Origin of the sequence: Nocardioides sp. JQ2195, from assembly GCF_012272695.1 — a bacterium.
Lineage (GTDB): Bacteria > Actinomycetota > Actinomycetes > Propionibacteriales > Nocardioidaceae > Nocardioides.
In genome coordinates this window covers 3,148,692-3,165,339 of sequence record NZ_CP050902.1, presented here as the reverse complement: position 1 = coordinate 3,165,339, position 16,648 = coordinate 3,148,692, and the positions used below count along the sequence as shown (strand labels likewise).

12 protein-coding genes are annotated in these 16,648 nt (G+C 70.2%); 5 read left to right on the top strand and 7 right to left on the bottom strand.

From position 1 onward, the window contains the following. Window positions 1-41: 41 nt before the first annotated feature. Window positions 42-1,448 (bottom strand): acyl-CoA synthetase, encoded by a 1,407-nt coding sequence (locus ncot_RS15070; RefSeq protein WP_168619387.1) that lies wholly within the window; start codon window positions 1,446-1,448, stop codon window positions 42-44. 5 nt (window positions 1,449-1,453) lie between these two features. Beyond that, window positions 1,454-2,833 (bottom strand): class II fumarate hydratase, encoded by a 1,380-nt coding sequence (locus ncot_RS15065; protein ID WP_168618339.1) that lies wholly within the window; start codon window positions 2,831-2,833, stop codon window positions 1,454-1,456. Window positions 2,834-3,037: 204 nt separating this feature from the next. Between ncot_RS15065 and ncot_RS15060 the strand changes: the two genes are divergently transcribed. Both ncot_RS15060 and ncot_RS15055 read left to right on the top strand, forming a co-directional pair. Further along, on the top strand, window positions 3,038-4,798 hold the full coding sequence (locus tag ncot_RS15060; RefSeq protein WP_206065003.1) for an AMP-binding protein: 1,761 nt from the start codon (window positions 3,038-3,040) through the stop codon (window positions 4,796-4,798). Between the two features lie 46 nt (window positions 4,799-4,844). Then, window positions 4,845-5,396, top strand: a complete 552-nt coding sequence (locus tag ncot_RS15055) for a TetR family transcriptional regulator (RefSeq protein WP_206065002.1) — start codon at window positions 4,845-4,847, stop codon at window positions 5,394-5,396. 193 nt (window positions 5,397-5,589) lie between these two features. Here the strand turns inward: ncot_RS15055 and ncot_RS15050 are convergent, their stop codons facing one another. Next, entirely contained in the window at window positions 5,590-6,264 is a 675-nt protein-coding gene (locus tag ncot_RS15050; RefSeq protein WP_168618337.1) for a hypothetical protein, read from the bottom strand. A gap of 261 nt (window positions 6,265-6,525) precedes the next feature. Here ncot_RS15050 and ncot_RS15045 point away from each other — a divergent pair, with 261 nt between their 5' ends. Further along, window positions 6,526-7,467, top strand: a complete 942-nt coding sequence (locus ncot_RS15045) for a hypothetical protein (protein WP_168618336.1) — start codon at window positions 6,526-6,528, stop codon at window positions 7,465-7,467. 65 nt (window positions 7,468-7,532) lie between these two features. On the opposite strand, the gene ncot_RS15040 is transcribed toward ncot_RS15045, so the two are convergent. Together ncot_RS15040 and ncot_RS15035 are read right to left on the bottom strand one after the other, a co-directional pair. Next, on the bottom strand, window positions 7,533-8,597 hold the full coding sequence (locus tag ncot_RS15040; RefSeq protein ID WP_206065001.1) for an MBL fold metallo-hydrolase: 1,065 nt from the start codon (window positions 8,595-8,597) through the stop codon (window positions 7,533-7,535). A 129-nt stretch (window positions 8,598-8,726) separates the two neighbouring features. Next, a complete protein-coding gene (locus tag ncot_RS15035) occupies window positions 8,727-9,032 on the bottom strand; it encodes a zf-TFIIB domain-containing protein (RefSeq protein ID WP_168618335.1) in 306 nt (101 codons plus the stop codon). A gap of 133 nt (window positions 9,033-9,165) precedes the next feature. Between ncot_RS15035 and ncot_RS15030 the strand changes: the two genes are divergently transcribed. Beyond that, window positions 9,166-9,714 (top strand): NAD(P)H-dependent oxidoreductase, encoded by a 549-nt coding sequence (locus ncot_RS15030; protein WP_168618334.1) that lies wholly within the window; start codon window positions 9,166-9,168, stop codon window positions 9,712-9,714. Window positions 9,715-9,788: 74 nt separating this feature from the next. On the opposite strand, the gene ncot_RS15025 is transcribed toward ncot_RS15030, so the two are convergent. Together ncot_RS15025 and ncot_RS15020 are read right to left on the bottom strand one after the other, a co-directional pair. Beyond that, entirely contained in the window at window positions 9,789-11,531 is a 1,743-nt protein-coding gene (locus ncot_RS15025; RefSeq protein WP_206065000.1) for a fumarate hydratase, read from the bottom strand. Between the two features lie 80 nt (window positions 11,532-11,611). Further along, entirely contained in the window at window positions 11,612-14,218 is a 2,607-nt protein-coding gene (locus tag ncot_RS15020; RefSeq protein ID WP_168618333.1) for an alpha/beta hydrolase fold domain-containing protein, read from the bottom strand. A gap of 136 nt (window positions 14,219-14,354) precedes the next feature. On the opposite strand from ncot_RS15020, the gene ncot_RS15015 reads away from it, so the two are divergent. Further along, window positions 14,355-16,598, top strand: coding sequence for a LuxR C-terminal-related transcriptional regulator (locus ncot_RS15015; RefSeq protein ID WP_168618332.1), 2,244 nt, complete (start codon window positions 14,355-14,357; stop codon window positions 16,596-16,598). The last annotated feature ends 50 nt before the right edge of the window (window positions 16,599-16,648 follow it).

Below are 16,648 nucleotides of genomic sequence, written 5' to 3'. Positions count from 1 at the left end.
GCCGGTTCGCTCCGGATCGATCCCGATCGCGCCGGCGAGGGTCAGACCAGGCGCTTCTTCTGCACCTTGCCCATCTCGTTGCGGGGCAGCGCGTCGACGAAAACCACCGCACGGGGCCGCTTGTGCGCGGACAGCTGCTCCCCGACGTACGCCGTGAGCTCGGCGGGGTCGGGCTCGCCCGAACCCGGACGTGGCACGACGTAGGCCACGATCCGCTGGCCCAGGTCGTCGTCAGGGACGCCGACCACGGCACACTCCGCGACGGCAGGGTGGCCCAGCAGCGTGGACTCGATCTCACCGGCGCCGATGCGGTAGCCGGCCGACTTGATCAGGTCGACCGACTCACGTCCGACGATGCGGTGCATGCCGGTGGGATCGATCACCGCGACGTCGCCGGTGACGAACCAGCCGTCCTCCGTGCGGGTCTCGTCGGTGGCATCCGGTCGGTTGAGGTAGCCGCCGAACAGGGTCGTCCCACGCACCTCGAGACGTCCGACGCTCTCGCCGTCGCGCGGCACCTGGCCGCCGTCCTCGGAGCGCAGCCGGGTCTCCACCCCCTTGATGGGCACACCGACCCAGCCTGCCCGACGGGTGCCGTCGGCGCGGGTGGCCACGGTGATCAGGGTCTCGCTCATGCCGTAGCGCTCGGCGACCTCGAGGCCGGTCAGCTCGCGCAGCCGCTCGAAGACCGGGACCGGCAGGGCGGCGCTGCCGGAGACCAGGAGACGGGCCCCGCGCAGCTCCTCGGCGTGCTCCGGTGACTCCGCGATGCGCGACCAGATGGTGGGGACGGCGAAATACATGGTGCCGCTCGCCCCGGCGTACGCCTCAGGGGTGCCCCTGCCGACGTGGGTGAGGCTGCCGCCGACGCGGAGCGGCCCGAGGACGCCGAGCACCAACCCGTGCACGTGGAACAGCGGCAGGCCGTGCACGAGCACGTCGTCTGCGCTCCAGCTCCACGCGTCGACCAGACCGTCGAGCCCGGCCGCGACCGCACGGTGCGAGAGCAGCACGCCCTTGGGCAGGCCGGTGGTGCCGGACGTGTAGAGCACGAACGCGGTGTGCTCCGGGTCGACGACGACCGGTTCGTAGGACGACCGGGCGCCCGCGTCGACCTCGAGCGAGGGGACCTCGCTGCCCTCGGGCGCCGGCCCCAGCCAGAGCTCGGGGGCGGCGTCGTCGATGATGTGCCGCAGCTCGCCGGCACCGGAGTCGGGTGGCACGGGCACCACCTCGACACCAGCCAGCAGGGCTCCGGTGACCGCGAGGACCGTCGACATCGTGGGCGTGGCGAGCACGGCCACCCGGGTGCGTCCGGCCAGCGACTCGGCGACGGCTCCGGCGGCGCCCAGCAGCGCGGCGTGGGCGAGGGTGGTGCCGGCGATGCTGACGTGGCGGTCGGGACGGGCTTCGAGGAGCCCGGGCAGCAGGGCGTCGGGGTTCGTCATCGGCGTCACGGGTGGGTCATCGACGCGACGTCGAGGGCCTCGTCGAGCTGTTGCTCGGTGAGCCCGTCGCCCACGAAGCCCATCTCCACCACGGTCTCGCGGATCGTCTTCTTCTCGGCGAGCGCCCTCTTGGCGACCTTGGCGGCGTTCTCGTAGCCGATGTACTTGTTGAGCGGGGTGACCACGGACGGCGACGACTCGGCGTACGTGCGCATCCGCTCGACGTCGGCGGTGATGCCGTCGACGCAGCGCTCGGCCAGCAGGGTCGAGCTGGTGGCGAGGATGCGGATCGACTCGAGCAGGTTGCGGGCGATCATCGGCAGCATCACGTTGAGCTCGAAGTTGCCGGCCGCACCGCCCGTCGCGATGGCCAGGTCGTTGCCGACGACCTGGGCGCAGACCTGCAGGGTGGCCTCCGGCAGCACCGGGTTCACCTTGCCCGGCATGATGCTCGAGCCCGGCTGCAGGTCGGGGAGGTGGATCTCCGCGAGACCGGTGGTGGGGCCGCTGCTCATCCAGCGCAGGTCGTTGCAGATCTTGGTCAGCCCCACCGCGTAGGTGCGCAGCACGCCGCTCAGCTCGACCAACGAGTCACGTGCGCTCTGGGCCTCGAAGTGGTTGCGGGCCTCGGAGAACTCCTGGCCGGTGAGCTCGCTCAGCCCGGAGATCACGGCCGCCGCGAAACCGGGAGGTGTGTTGATGCCGGTGCCGACCGCCGTACCTCCCAGGGGCAGCTCGCGGACCCGGGGGAGCACGGAGTCCAGGCGCTCGCGGGCGTAGCGCACGGTCGCGGCGTACCCGCCGAACTCCTGGCCGAGCATCACCGGGGTGGCGTCCATCAGGTGGGTGCGACCCGACTTCACGTGGTCCTTGAACTCCTCGGCCCTGCCCTCCAGGGAGGTGGCCAGGGTGTCGAGGGCGGGGAAGAGGTCCTCGGTCACCGCCATCGCCGCGGCGACGTGGATCGAGGTCGGGAAGGTGTCGTTGCTGGACTGGCTGGCGTTGACGTGGTCGTTCGGGTGCACCTCCGTGCCGGCCCTGGCAGCCAGCGAGGCGAGCACCTCGTTGGTGTTCATGTTGGAGCTGGTGCCGGAGCCGGTCTGGAAGATGTCGATCGGGAAGTGCGCATCGTGCTCGCCGGTCGCCACCTCCTCGGCGGCGGCGACGATCGCGTCTGCCTGCTCCGTCGTGATCACGCCGAGCTCGGCGTTGACCCGGGCGGCGGACATCTTGACCAGTGCGAGCGCCTTGACGTGGCGCGGCTCGAGGACCGAGCCGCTGATCGGGAAGTTCTCGATCGCGCGCTGGGTCTGTGCCCGCCAGAGTGCGTCGGCGGGGACCCGGACCTCGCCCATGGAGTCATGTTCGATGCGGAAGTCAGTCATGGGTACGACGGTACCGCCGAGCTCCGTCCCGTGGGCGAGCAGCGACGGGGGAGCTCCTGCTCTCGGGTGGGCGATCAGCGACGGGGTCGGTCGAGACCGCCCGGGGACGGCGGTCACCGCTTGAGAGAAAAACAAGCAGGAGTGCTTGCTCGTCGGGTGTGACGTGGCTTACATTCGGCCATCGTCGTCTTGAGGGAGACCGTTGTGACTGAGCCTGCCACCGTCTGCGAAGCGTTCCAGAGGACCGCCGCCGTCGACCCCGCCGCCGTTGCCCTGCGCACGTCGGGTGATGCCGTGTCCGTGACCTGGCGGGAGTACGCCGATCGCGTGCGCGCCACGGCCGCCGGGCTGGCGTCCCTGGGAGTGAAGCGGGGGGACACGGTCGCGATCATGTTGACCAACCGGCCGGAGTTCGCCTGGGTCGATGCTGGCGCGATGCACCTCGGCGCCGCGCCGTTCTCGATCTACAACACCTCGTCGCCCGAGCAGATCTCCTATCTCTTCGGCAACGCGGACAACCGCGTGGTCGTCACCGAGGCGGCGTTCCTGCCGTCGATCGTGGCCTCCGGCGCTCCGCTCGACCACATCATCGTGGTGGGTGATGCCCAGGAAGGGGCGACGATGACCCTCGCCGAGCTCGAGGCAGCCGGCGACCCGGAGTTCGACTTCGAGGCCGCGTGGCGTGCGGTCGAGCCCGACGACGTCCTGACCCTGATCTACACCTCCGGCACGACCGGACCGTCCAAGGGCGTCCAGCTCACCCACGCCAACATCATGCGCACGGTGGAGTACGCCTCGCAGGTGGTGGAGGTCGAGTTCGGGGACCGGATCACGTCGTTCCTGCCGGCAGCCCACATCGCCGACCGGGCGTCCGCGCAGTACTTCGCCGCGACCCGTGGCGTGCAGGTGACCTACGTCGACGACCCGCGCGCGATCGCCACGGCCCTGCCGGACGCCCGGCCGACGATCTGGTTCGCCGTCCCGCGGGTGTGGGAGAAGATCAAGATGGGCGTCGAGGCCAAGCTGGCCGCCGAGGAGAGCCCGGTGAAGAAGAAGCTCGCCGGCTGGGCGCTCGGCATGGCGGAGAAGAACGCCGATGCCCAGCTCTCGGGGAAGCCGCTGGGCGGCCTCGACAAGGTCCAGTTCGGGCTGGCCGACAAGCTGGTGCTGAGCAAGGTGCGCGAGGCGCTGGGCATGGGCGAGCTCAAGTGGGCCTGGTCGGGCGCCGCGGCGATCGCCCCGGAGACCCTCAAGTTCTTCATGGGGCTCGGGCTCGACGTCTGCGAGCTGTGGGGCATGTCCGAGCTCTCCGGCGCCGGCTCCATCAACCCACCCGGCCGGGCGAAGGTCGGCACCGTCGGCCCCGTGCTTCCCGGCAACGAGGTCAAGCTCGCCGACGACGGTGAGCTGCTCTTCCGCGGCCCCGGAGTGATGCCGAGCTACCGCAAGGACCCGGAGAAGACCGCCGAGGCGATCGACGAGGACGGCTGGCTGCACACGGGTGACGTTGCCACCATCGACGCCGACGGCTACATCACGATCGTGGACCGCAAGAAGGAGCTGATCATCAGCTCCTCCGGCAAGAACATGTCGCCGTCCAACATCGAGAACACGTTGAAGGTGACCACGCCCCTGGCCGCGACCATCACCGTGATCGGTGACGGCAGACCGTTCAACGTGGCCCTGGTGACCCTCGACCCCGACGGTGCCGCTGCCTTCGCCGAGAAGGCCGGTGTGGCGCCGGACCCCGCCATCCTCGCCAAGCACCCCGAGCTGCTGGCCACCATCCAGGCCGGAGTCGACGCCGGCAACGCGAGGCTCTCCCGGGTGGAGCAGGTGAAGAAGGTGGAGGTGCTCCCTGAGTTCTGGATGCCCGGCACCGACGTACTCACGCCCACCCTCAAGCTGCGACGCAAGCCGATCAACGAGAAGTACGCCGACGTGATCGCGCGACTCTACGAATGAGATGAGCCAACCGCAGCAGTCTCGGTCTCGGGCGACCCGGCAGCGGTTGCTGGAAGCCACCGTCGAGAGCCTGGCCGAGGTCGGCTGGGCAGGCACGTCGGTCGTGGGCGTCGCTGCGCGCGCCGGGGTCTCGCGTGGCGCTGCCCAGCACCACTTCGCGACGCGTGACGACCTGGTCCGGGCCTCCGCCGAGGCGGTCCTCGACGAGCTGACCCGGATCGTCCAGGCGCGGGAGTCGAGCCTCGACGACGCCCGGGGACGACCGCTCGCAGTGGTGGAGCTGCTCGCCGACATGTGGGCGAGCAGCCTGGGCAGGGCGGCCACGCACCTGTGGGTGGCGGCGTCGACGGACCCGACGTTGCGCGAGCTGGTGCTGCCGCTGGAGAAGCGGTTCAGCCGCGAGCTGTTCCGAGCCACGGCCGAGCTCCTGCAGGCCGACTGCGAGGAGCCCGGCGCCGCGCAGTCGGTCCGTCTGACCATCGACCTGACCCGCGGTGTCGGCCTGGGCACCCTGCTCCACCCGAACCTGCAGCGACGGAAGGCTGAGCTGGCCCAGTGGGCCGCCGTGCTCGCCACGATCCCGGGCATCGGCGTCTAGTCGACAGGCCCCGGCCTCCGTGCCTGCCGGGCATCGGCGTCCAGTCGGCAGGCCCCGGCCCCGTGCCTGCCGGGCGCCGCACTTGGGCGGTGGTCGTGCCACTTCACAGGTGACCGGTGCGGGCGAAGTGACACGGACACTCTGCGCACCCGTGACCTGGTCGGCGTGGCCGCGACCGCGGCCGCCCACCGCGTCACTCGGGGTGAATCCGGCTGACGTAGAGCCAGTAGGTCTCGGGACGCTGACCGAGCTGGACGTCGTACGACGTCGGCTCGCAGTTGCCGAAGACCTGCTCCATGGCGCCCTGCAGCGGGGTCGTCTCGGCCGCGGACCAGATCGCGATCACCTGGCGTGTCGCGTGCTTGGCCGCCTCGAGGAACGGCGGCAGGTAGAGCCCGGCGTTCCCCTCGTGGACGAGGTGGTCGGGGCCGTTGTCGACGTCGAGCAGCACCAGGTCGTAGGTCGCGTCACCGGCCTCGGCGAGTGCCGTCGCCACATCGGCGACGACGACGTCGAGGCGCTCGTCGGCCAGCAGGGCCGGCCCGTGGCTGATCGTGCCGTCGCGCATCCAGTCGACCAGGCACTGCTCCAGCTCGACCACAGTGCACGACTCCACCCGGCGGTCGGCGAGCACCTCGGCCAGCGTGAAGCCGAGTCCGAGGCCGCCGATCAGCACGGAACCGGGGGCATCGACCAGCTCGAGTGCGGCAGTGGCCAGGGCGCGCTCGCTGCTGGTCTCCAAGGTGTCCATCACGAAGACGCCGTTGACCCGCAGCTCGGTCACGGTCGGTGCGTTCTCCTCGTGGCGTTCGCGCAGCACCACCTCGCCGCGCTCCGACTCGGCCCTGGCGATCTCCACGGTCTCCATGCCACGCAGCGTATGACGTCGCCCGGACGTCATACGGTTCGGTCGCGCTGACTCCCGGTTCGTATGACGTCGCCCGGACGTCATACGGTTCGGTCGCGCCGACTGCCGGTTCGTATGACGTTGCGTTGCGTCATACGGTTCGGTCGCGCTGACCCCCGGTTCGTATGACGTTGCAGGAGGATGCGCGGCTCTCCCGCTCCCATCCACAGGCTGTACGCCGGTCGGTGGCACGTGGGTGGCAAGCGTCCCAGACTCTTGACCATGCCGGTGATCAGTGAAGCAATGCGCTCCGTCGAGGCGTTGGCGACGGAGCAGGCTTCGGTCGTGTCACGAACCCAGGCCTATGCAGCCGGTCTGAGCCGAGGCGTGGTGCGTGCCCAGGTGCGCGCCCGGCGGTGGCAGGTGATCGGTTGCCACTCGATCTGCCTGCACAACGGGCCGCTGTCGGAGCAGTCCTTGCACTGGGCGGCGGTGATCGAAGCCGGCCCACGCGCGATGCTGGACGGTGCCACCGCCCTGGTCGCCGGCGGGCTCTCGGGCTACACGACGGAGAGGATCAGGGTCTCCGTGCCACGAGGAGCCCGGATCCGCCACCGGGGGAGCGGTGTCGACATCCGGCAGACCCGCCGGTGGGCCAGCAACGACCTTGCTCCGACCGGAGTTCCGCGGACCAGGCCCGCCGTCGCTGCCATTCGGGCAGCGCTGTGGGCTCGGTCGGACAAGCAGGCAGCGCTTCTGCTGACCATGACGGCGCAACAGGGTCTCGCGACCCCCGAGCAGATGGGGGTCGAGATGCTGCGCGTCAGGCGCCATCGACGACGCGGGTTCGTGCACCAGGTGCTGCTGGACCTGATCGGGGGAGTGCGTGCGGTCAGCGAGCTGGAGTTTGCGCGAGAGTGCCGGTCGAGGGGCCTGCCCGAGCCCACGCGGCAAGTCGTGCGCAAGGGAGCCAACGGCAGCTACTTCCTCGACGTGGTCTGGGAGGAGTGGAACGTCGTCACCGAGATCGACGGCATCCATCACACGTGGGCCGCCAACCTCGTCACCGACGCCCTGCGCCACAACGACCTCACGCTCACCGACGCCACGGTCCTGCGACTTCCGCTGTTGGGCCTGCGGGTGGCGGCCGACGAGTTCTTTGCCCAGATCGAGGCGGCGTTGCGAGCCGCCGGCTGGTCGGGTCGGCTTCCGACAGCCGTGTGAGGTCGCCAAGCTGCTGCGCCGGGGGTGCTGCGGCGCCGGGGGTGCAGCGGCGCCAGGGGCGGACGTCATACGGGGCGGTCGCCGGAACCACCGCGTCGTATGACGTCGTGCCACCAGGGGGTGGTGGGCAGGCCGCCGTCGACGCCGAATCGCTCCCCGGGTCGCGGGGCGGCAACCGCAACCTCCCCGGCTGCGCGAGTGAGCCACTCGATCGGCGCTTCCCAGCTGTGGAAGGCGAGGTCGAAGGTGGCCCAGTGGATCGGCAGGAGCACGCGTCCGCGCAGCTCGCGGTGGGCCAGCAACGCCTCCTCGGGGTCCATGTGCACGTCGCGCCAACGCCGGTCGTAGGCGCCGATCGGCAGCACGGTCAGGTCGAACGGTCCGTGCTCGTCACCGATCGTGGTGAAGGCATCGTGGTAGCCGGTGTCGCCTCCGAAGAAGGCGCTCGCCGTCTCGGTGGCCACGATCCACGACGACCACAGGGTGGTGTTGTTGGTGAACAGTCGCCCGGAGAAGTGTTGGGCCTCGGCGCAGGTGAGTGCGAGGTCGTCGATGGTGTGGGTCTGGCCCCAGTCCAGCTCGACGATCCGATCCGGGGGCACGCCCCAACGGAGCAGGTGGGCCCCGATGCCGAGGGGGACGACGAACGGGGTCTCCTGGTTGGCGGTCAACCACTCGATCGTGCGGGCGTCGAGGTGGTCGTAGTGGTCGTGGGAGATGAGCACGGCGCTCAACGCGGGCAGTTCTCGCAGCGGCATCGGCACGGGATGGTGCCGACGAGGCCCGACTCGGGTGGCCGGTGAGACCCGCTCGCTCCACACGGGGTCGGTCAGCACCCAGTGCCCGCCGACCTCGAGCAGGACGGTGGCATGCCCGAGCCAGGTGGCGGCGCAGTCGGCGGCCGTGGCGGGGAGCTCGGGCGTGCGGACCGGGATCGGCCCGCGCGGCCGGCCAGTGCTTCCCTTGCGGGCGAAGTCCCGGGCGATGGAGGCGCGCCCCGCCTGCTCGACCACGGGCGCGGGCTGCCGGTTGTGGAAGAAGCCGTCGCGGAACTGGGCGGATCCGTGGAAGGCCGCGGGATCGGGGCGTCCGCCGATGCTGCGCACGAGGGGGAGTCGCTGGAGGGTCACGCCACGATTCTCCCGCAGCCGACCAACAGGTGGTCGAACGGAGACTGACGAGCCGTCGACATCGTGGGATTCCCCGCAGGATCCGCTCGGGAGCCCACCACGTCGGGGGAGCGAGCGGATCCTGACGTCTCAGTCGAAGAGCTCGCTGAGCCAGCTCTCCTTCTTCTTGCGGTAGGGCTGCTTCCCGTAGCCCCGGTCCTCGCGGAACGGGTGCTGGTAGCCGGCAGGGCCGCGGTCGCGGTCGTCGTACTCACGGCGCTCCGTGGGGGCCGGCATCGGGGCCGCGGCCGGGGGTGCCTGGGCCATCGAGCGCTCGATGATCTTGTCCAGCTCGCCTCGGTCGAGCCACACGCCGCGACAGGTCGGGCAGTAGTCGATCTCGATGCCGCTGCGTTCGCTCATCACGAGCACGGCGCCGTCGGTGGGGCACTGCATGGGAGGTCCTCTCGTTGCCGGTCTCCTGGTCAACGTGTGGGAGAGGTCGGCAGTTCCCGCGAAAGCAGGAATAAGTTCAACCTTCAACTGGTTCTTCCCGGCGTACTGACTCCAACCCTTCAGGGAGAACAACGTGAAGATCGGCATCATCATCGGCAGCACCCGCAACGGTCGTCTCGGCAGCAGTGTCGGCAAGTGGGTCTACGAGGAGGCGCTGGCCCACGGAGGGGCCGAGTTCGAGGTGGTCGAGCTCGACGAGTTCAACCTCGAGCTGCTCACGGACGCCACGGTCCCGGGCATGGTGAACCGCGAGTACGCCGACCCGAAGGTCCGCCGTTGGAGCGAGAAGATCGACGAGCTCGACGGCTTCATCTTCGTCTCGCCGGAGTACAACCACTCCGTGCCGGCTGCCCTGAAGAACGCCTTCGACTCGATCTTCCCCGAGTGGGGCAACAAGGCGCTGGGCCTGGTGGCGTACGGCGCCGACGGTGGCGTCCGCGCCGTCGAGCACTGGCGCACCATCGCCGCGAACGCGAACCTCGTCGCCGTTCGTTCGCAGGTCTCGCTCGGCCTGTTCACCGACTTCGCCGAGAGCGGCTTCGCGCCCCTCGAGCGGCGTGAGGCTGAGCTCAAGAGCGTGCTCGACTCGGTGATCGAGCTCTCCGCCAAGCTGCAGGGCTGACTCTGCATTGCGTCATACGGTCCGGTCGTCGTGACGGCCGGACCGTATGACGTTGCGGGAGGCGCCCGGTCGGGCTACTCCTTCGAACGCACCCGGACCCCGGGGACACCGATCGAGCTCAACGGCACGGTGACCGCGCCGGAGGGGTCGGTGAAGAAGTCGTTGCCCTTGTCGTCGACGACGATGAAGGCGGGGAAGTCCTCGACCTCGATCTTCCAGATCGCCTCCATCCCGAGCTCGGGATACTCGACGACCTCCTGGCTCCGGATGCAGTCCTGCGCCAGCCGAGCCGCCGGGCCACCGATCGAGCCGAGGTAGAAGCCGCCGTGGCTGTCGCAGGCCTCGGTGACGACCTTGCTCCGGTTGCCCTTGGCCAGCATCACCATCGAGCCGCCCGCGGCCTGGAACTGCTCGACGTACGAGTCCATCCGGCCGGCGGTGGTCGGGCCGAAGGAGCCGGACGCCATGCCCTCGGGGGTCTTGGCCGGGCCGGCGTAGTAGACCGGGTGGTTCTTCAGGTAGTCGGGCATCTCCTCGCCGGCGTCGAGGCGCTCCTTGATCTTGGCGTGCGCGATGTCGCGGGCCACGATCAGGGGGCCGGTCAGCGAGAGCCGGGTCTTGACCGGGTGCTTGCGGAGCTCGGCGAGGATCTCGGGCATCGGCTGGTTGAGGTCGATCTGCACGACCTCGCCACCGGAGATGTCCTCGGCGACACCGGCGTCGGGCATGTAGTGCGCCGGGTCGGTCTCGAGCTGCTCGAGGAAGACGCCCTCGGGAGTGATCTTGCCGAGCGCCTGGCGGTCCGCCGAGCAGGAGACCGCGATCGCGACCGGGCAGCTCGCGCCGTGGCGAGGGAGGCGCACCACGCGCACGTCGTGGCAGAAGTACTTGCCGCCGAACTGGGCGCCGATGCCGAAGGACTGGGTCAGCTCGAAGACCTGCTCCTCGAGGTCGAGGTCGCGGAAGCCATGGGCGCTCATCGTGCCCTCGGTCGGCAGGTCGTCGAGGTAGTGGGCGCTGGCGTACTTCGCGGTCTTCAGGGCGAACTCCGCGCTGGTGCCGCCGATCACCACGGCCAGGTGGTAGGGCGGGCAGGCGGCGGTGCCGAGCGAGCGGATCTTCTCGTCGAGGAACTCCAGCATCCGCTTCGGGTTCAGGATCGCCTTGGTCTCCTGGAACAGGAACGACTTGTTCGCCGAGCCGCCGCCCTTGGCCATGAAGAGGAACTTGTACTCCGGCTTGCCGCTCTGATCTGACGGAACCTGCGGGGTCGAGTAGAGCTCGATCTGGGCGGGCAGGTTGGAGCCGGTGTTCTTCTCGTCGTACGTCGTCAGCGGTGCGAGCTGCGAGTAGCGCAGGTTCAGCTTGGTGTAGGCGTCGTAGACGCCCTGGCTGATCGCCTCGCCGTCGTCGGCGCCGGTGAGCACGCCCTCGGACTTCTTGCCCATCACGATGGCGGTGCCGGTGTCCTGGCACATCGGCAGCACACCACCGGCGGAGATGTTGACGTTCTTGAGCAGGTCGAGGGCGACGAACCGGTCGTTGCCCGACGCCTCGGGGTCGTCGATGATCTTGCGCAGCTGGGCCAGGTGGGCGGGCCGGAGGTAGTGGCTGATGTCGTGCATTGCCTCGGCGGTCAGCTTGCGGATCGCCTCGGGCTCGACCTGGAGGAAGGTCTTCGTGGTCCCGTCCGGTGCCTCAGCGGTGAAGGTGCTGACGCCCTCCGTGGTGATCAGCCGGTACGGCGTCTCGTCGGCGCCGTTGGAGCCGGCGGTCGGGAGCAGATCGGAATAGCGGAAGTCAGGTTCGTTGGCCACGGCCCCCAGATTACGGGAGGCGAGTGCCCGGGTGGTCGCCGGAGCCACCACCCGGGCACTCGCTCGGTCACTCGGTCGGATCACAGAAGGGCGGGCGCCTTCGCGAGCTGCTCGACGAGGAACTCGGCGACGTCCTCGCGCTGGTCGTTGCCGCGGGCCACGGCCAGCGACATCCAGAAGACCCCGTGCGCCAGGCCGTCGTAGCGGATCGTGCGCGCCTCCACGCCGGCCTCCCGGATCCTGTCGGCGAGCAGCTCGGCCTCGTCCCGCAAGGTGTCGCACTCGTTGGTCAGCACCAGGGTCGGTGGCAACCCGGAGAGGTCGGCGGTGTCGAGCGCCAGCCTCGGGTCGGTAACGTCGTCGGCGGAGGCGACGTACTGCTCGCCGAACCAGGCCAGGTCGTCGAGCTCGATGATGTGGTCGGTGGCGAACTCACGGCGCGACGGGGTGTCGATGGTCGCGTTCACCAACGGGTAGACCAGAGCCAGTGACGAGACGTGCGTGCCGACCTGCGCGGCCCGGACGGCGGCCCACGCAGCCAGGTTGGCGCCGGCGGAGTCACCGGCCAGCGCGATCCGGTGCGGGTCACCGCCGTGCTCGGAGACGTGCTCCACGACCCACTGCAGGGCGGCACTCGCATCGTCGTGGGCGGCCGGGAACTTGTGCTCCGGCGGGCGGCGATAGGTCGCGGAGACCACGATGGCGCCGGTGCGCAGGGCAAGGTCGCGAGCCGGTTCGTCGGCCACCTCGAGGCTGCCGGCCACGAAGCCGCCGCCGTGGAAGTAGACCAGCACCGGCTTCTCGGCGGCATCCTCGTCGGGGCGGTAGATGCGCACCCGCTGCTCGGGATCTCCGCCGTACGACGCCTCGGTCACGCTCGCGACCTCCTTCTTCGGTGCCTGCATGTCGACGAACGAGTCGACGGTCGCCCGCGCCGCATCGACGCCGACCGCGCGGAACCCCGGGAACTGCTGCTCCTTGAGCGCCTGCACCACGAACATCACCGACGGATCGAGCGCCCGGGCACCGGTGGCCTCGTCCAGGCCGTGCGAGGTGTCGGAGAACCGGAAGCCGCGGTAGTCGTGGGCCTGCACGTTGTCGCAGATCGCGCGGTAGCGGGGCGCCCCGCCCAGGTAGACGAGGACGCGGCGGGGCTTGCCGGGGATGTTGGCGCCCATGTACCAGGACGAGGCCGACTTCGGCAGCAGCGTCATCTCCGAGATGGCGGTGGTCTCCGCGACCCACTGGTCCTGGGCCTGTCGGGTGGGCTCGATGACCAGGTGCCCGTGGTCGGCCATCCAGGTGAGGGTGTCCGCGAACAGGTCGATGTGGTCCTCGATCGCCAGCGGCATGTTGTAGAGCACCGAGGGGCTCTGCGGGCCGGTGACCATGAACAGGTTGGGGAAGCCGTGCACGGTGACGCCCAGGTAGGTCTGCGGGCCGTCGGCCCACTCGTCGGCCAGGCGCACGCCGTTGCGACCGGTGATGTTCATCGCCAGCAGCGGGCCGGTGCAGGCGTCGAAGCCGGTGGCCAGGATGAGCACGTCGAACTCGTGGACGGTGCTGTCGGCGAGGCGCACGCCCTCGGGGACGACGGCGTCGATCGGGTTCGCGGACACGTCGACGAGCGAGACGGAGTCGCGGTTGAACGCCTCGTAGTAGTCGGTCTCCAGGGGAGGGCGCTTCGTGCCGTAGGGATAGGTCGTCGGGCACAGCAGGTCGGCCGTGGCGGGGTCCTGCACCCGCTCGCGGATCCGGGAGCGGATGTAGTCGGCAGCAGTGTCGTTGGCGTCCTGGTCGAGCAGCACGTCCTCGAAGCTGTCGATGAAGAGGCGGAACCCGCCGCGGTCCCAGCGGTCGTCGAAGATCGCACGACGCTCCTCCGCGGTGACCGCGAGCGCCGACGGCTGCACGTCGGAGTAGGGGACTCCCAGGAAGTGCTTGCGCGAGGCGTCGCGGAGCTCGGCGTACTGCGCCTTCTCCTCGGCCTCCTGCACGGGGTCGGTCGGGTGGTTGCCGATCGGGGTGGCGAAGTTCGGGGTGCGCTGCAGCACGGTCAGGCTCTCGGCCACCTTGGCGATCTCGCTGATCGCCTGGATGCCGCTCGACCCGGTGCCGATGATGCCGACGCGCTGGCCGGACAGGTCGACGTCCTCACGCCAGTTGCCGGTGAGCAGGGTCCGTCCGGCGAAGGTGTCGATGCCGGGGAAGTCCGGGGTCTTCGGCACCGACAGGGTGCCGCCGCCGGAGACGAAGAACCGCGAGGTGTGCACGGCGCCGTCGTCGGTGGTCACCCGCCACAGGCTGGCGGCGTCGTCCCACGTGACGGCGGTGACGCGGGTGCCGAACGTGATGTCGGGGCGGACGGCGAAGCGGTCGGCCACGTGGTTGAGGTAGGTGAGGATCTCGGGCTGTGCCGGGAACCGCTCGCTCCAGTGCCACTCCTGCTGGAGCTCCTCGTCGAAGGAGTAGGAGTAGTGCACGCTCTCGATGTCCACGCGCGCGCCGGGGTAACGGTTCCAGTACCAGGTGCCCCCGACGTCGTCGGCGGCGTCGAAGGCGTGGACCCGCAGGCCCATCAGGTCGCGGAACCTGTGGATGGCGTAGATGCCGGCAAAGCCGGCACCGACGACGATGACGTCGTGGTCGGGAGTGGTCACGTGCTGCTCGGACAGGTGGTCGGTCATGGGGTCCTCCTCGGTGGGCGTGACGCCACCGTGACCCCGGTCACGTCCCGCGGGCACGGGTAGGACCACCCCTTTCTGCACCCCAACGCCCGAGGGGGTGGTCTCCGTCACACGGACGGGTCTAGGGTTCCCGACCATGAGCGGCGCGGGCGAGCGGTTGACGACCTTCATCGGTCGCGACGACATGCTGCGTGAGGTGCGCGCGCTCCTCGGGTGGTCGAGGCTGGTCACCCTGACCGGCACCGGTGGCGTCGGCAAGACCCGCCTCTCGCTCGAGGTCGCGGAGCGCACCCGTCACCTCTTCGCCGACGGCGCCACGTTCGTCGACCTGGCCAGCCTGGGTGCCTCGGCCGCGGTGGCACCGGCGATGGTCTCTGCGCTCGGGATCGTCGACCAGTCGACCCGGACACCGATGGAGCAGCTCCAGCGACACCTGTCCGACAAGGCCGGACTGATCGTGATCGACAACTGCGAGCACGTCCTGGAGGAAGTGGCCGACCTGGTGGGCGACCTGCTCGAGCTCGCCCCCGAGACGTGCATCCTGGCCACCAGCCGGGAGCCCCTGGGCCTGCCCAGCGAGCAGGTCTTCCCGGTGGGTCCGCTCGACCTGCCCGAGGCGGTGCGGCTGCTGGTCGACCGGACCCGTCACCAGGTTCCCGGCTTCGCCGTCACCGAGGCGAACCGGACCGTCGTGGAGCGTCTGTGCGAGACGCTCGACGGGTTGCCGCTGGCCATCGAGCTGGCCGCCACCCGGTTGCGCAGCCTGTCGGTCGAGCAGCTGCTGGAACGGCTGCACCACCGCTTCCAGCTGCTGCGCGGGGACGTGCGCGGCAGGTTGAAGCGACACCAGGCCCTCTGGGACCTGGTCGACTGGAGCCACGACCTGTGCAGTCCCGACGAGCAGCTGTTGTGGGCCCGCCTGTCGGTCTTCCGCGGTGGCCTCGACCTGGTCGCGGTCGAGACCGTCTGCGGCTTCGGTGCGCTGGACGCGGACCGGATCGTCGACGTGCTCGACCAGCTGGTGGCCAAGTCGATCGTGGTCGCCGAGCCCGGCGGCACCCAGATGCGGTTCCGGATGCTGGTGACGATGCGGGAGTACGGCGCGGAGAAGCTCCACGCCGCGGGTGAGACCGAGGAGCTCCGTCGGCGGCACTGCGACCACTACCTCGCCCGGGCCCGGGCGATGGTCGAGTCGTGGAGCGGCCCGAGACAGCCTGAGGCCCTGGCCGCGATGCGCCGCGACCACGCCAACGTGCTGGCAGCGCTCGAGTGGTCGGCCACGGCGCCGGGCGAGCAGGAGAAGGCGGCGACCCTCGGCTCGCTGCTGCGCTACCACTGGATCGCCGGCGGCTTCCTCAGTGACGGCCGCCGTTGGCTGGAGCGGATCCTCGCCCTCGACCTGGGGCGTACGCCGGAGCACGGGGCCGCACTCTGGGTCGCGGCCTGGGTCTGCCTGATCCAGGGCGACCGGCCGGCCGGTGCCCGCCATCTCGCGACCTGCCGGGACCTCGCCGAGGAGCTCGACGACCAGCACCTGCTCGCGCACGTCAACGCGTGGACCGGCCTGCTCGAGCTCTTCAGCGGCAACCTCGAGGAGTCGATGCAGGCCTATGAGGACGCCATCGAGGCGTTCGGCCAGTTCGGCGACGACGCCGCCGCGCAGACCGCGATGTTCCAGCTGGCGATGGCGGAATACTTCGCGATCGGCCCGGAGCGGGCCCTGGAGACCTGTGACCGTGTGGTGGCCTGGTGCTCGGAGAAGGGCGAGGGCTGGTGCCTGGCCTACTCGTCGTGGATCACCGGCATGTGCCACTGGCGGCTCGGCGACCAGGTGGCGGCCAAGGCGGCGGGGGTCGCGGCGCTGGAGCTGCAGCGTGAGTTCCTCGACGGCATCTGCATCGCGTTGACCCTGGAGCTCGCGTCGTGGATCTCGAGCGCCAACGAGCGCTTCGAGAACGCGGCGGCGCTCTTCGGGGCCGCCACCGCCGTGTGGAGCCTGCTCGGCACCGACGTCGATGCGTTCGGACCGCACATCAGCGCCGACAGTCGGCGAGTCGTCGAGGAGGTCGACGCTGCCATCGGTCACCCCCGGGCCGAGCGGTTGCGGGCCGGCCAGCGCACCCTCGACCGGGCCGGCGCGGTGCTGCTCGGGCTGGGCACCGGCGCCGACCCGAGCGCCGTGGTGGCCGACAACCCGCTGACAAAGCGGGAGCAGCAGGTGGCCGAGCTGGTGGCCGAGGGGATGAGCAACCGACAGATCGCCGAGCGCCTGGTCATCTCCAACCGAACCGTCGACGGCCACGTCGAGCGGATCCTCGCCAAGCTCGAGGTGCGCACGCGCACACAGGTGGCGACCTGGGTCATGGGGCGCCGGGTCTGACGCCGAGCGCACAGCAGTCTGCTGGCCCGGTCGGACGTGATGGATGGCGG

Coding starts and splice junctions, on each gene's coding strand:
- ncot_RS15045 (WP_168618336.1), top strand. CDS start 6,526: ATGCCGGTGATCAGTGAAGCAATGCGCTCCGTCGAGGCGTTGGCGACG.
- ncot_RS15065 (WP_168618339.1), bottom strand. CDS start 2,833: ATGACTGACTTCCGCATCGAACATGACTCCATGGGCGAGGTCCGGGTC.
- ncot_RS15035 (WP_168618335.1), bottom strand. CDS start 9,032: ATGCAGTGCCCCACCGACGGCGCCGTGCTCGTGATGAGCGAACGCAGC.
- ncot_RS15020 (WP_168618333.1), bottom strand. CDS start 14,218: ATGACCGACCACCTGTCCGAGCAGCACGTGACCACTCCCGACCACGAC.
- ncot_RS15050 (WP_168618337.1), bottom strand. CDS start 6,264: ATGGAGACCGTGGAGATCGCCAGGGCCGAGTCGGAGCGCGGCGAGGTG.
- ncot_RS15015 (WP_168618332.1), top strand. CDS start 14,355: ATGAGCGGCGCGGGCGAGCGGTTGACGACCTTCATCGGTCGCGACGAC.
- ncot_RS15070 (WP_168619387.1), bottom strand. CDS start 1,448: ATGACGAACCCCGACGCCCTGCTGCCCGGGCTCCTCGAAGCCCGTCCC.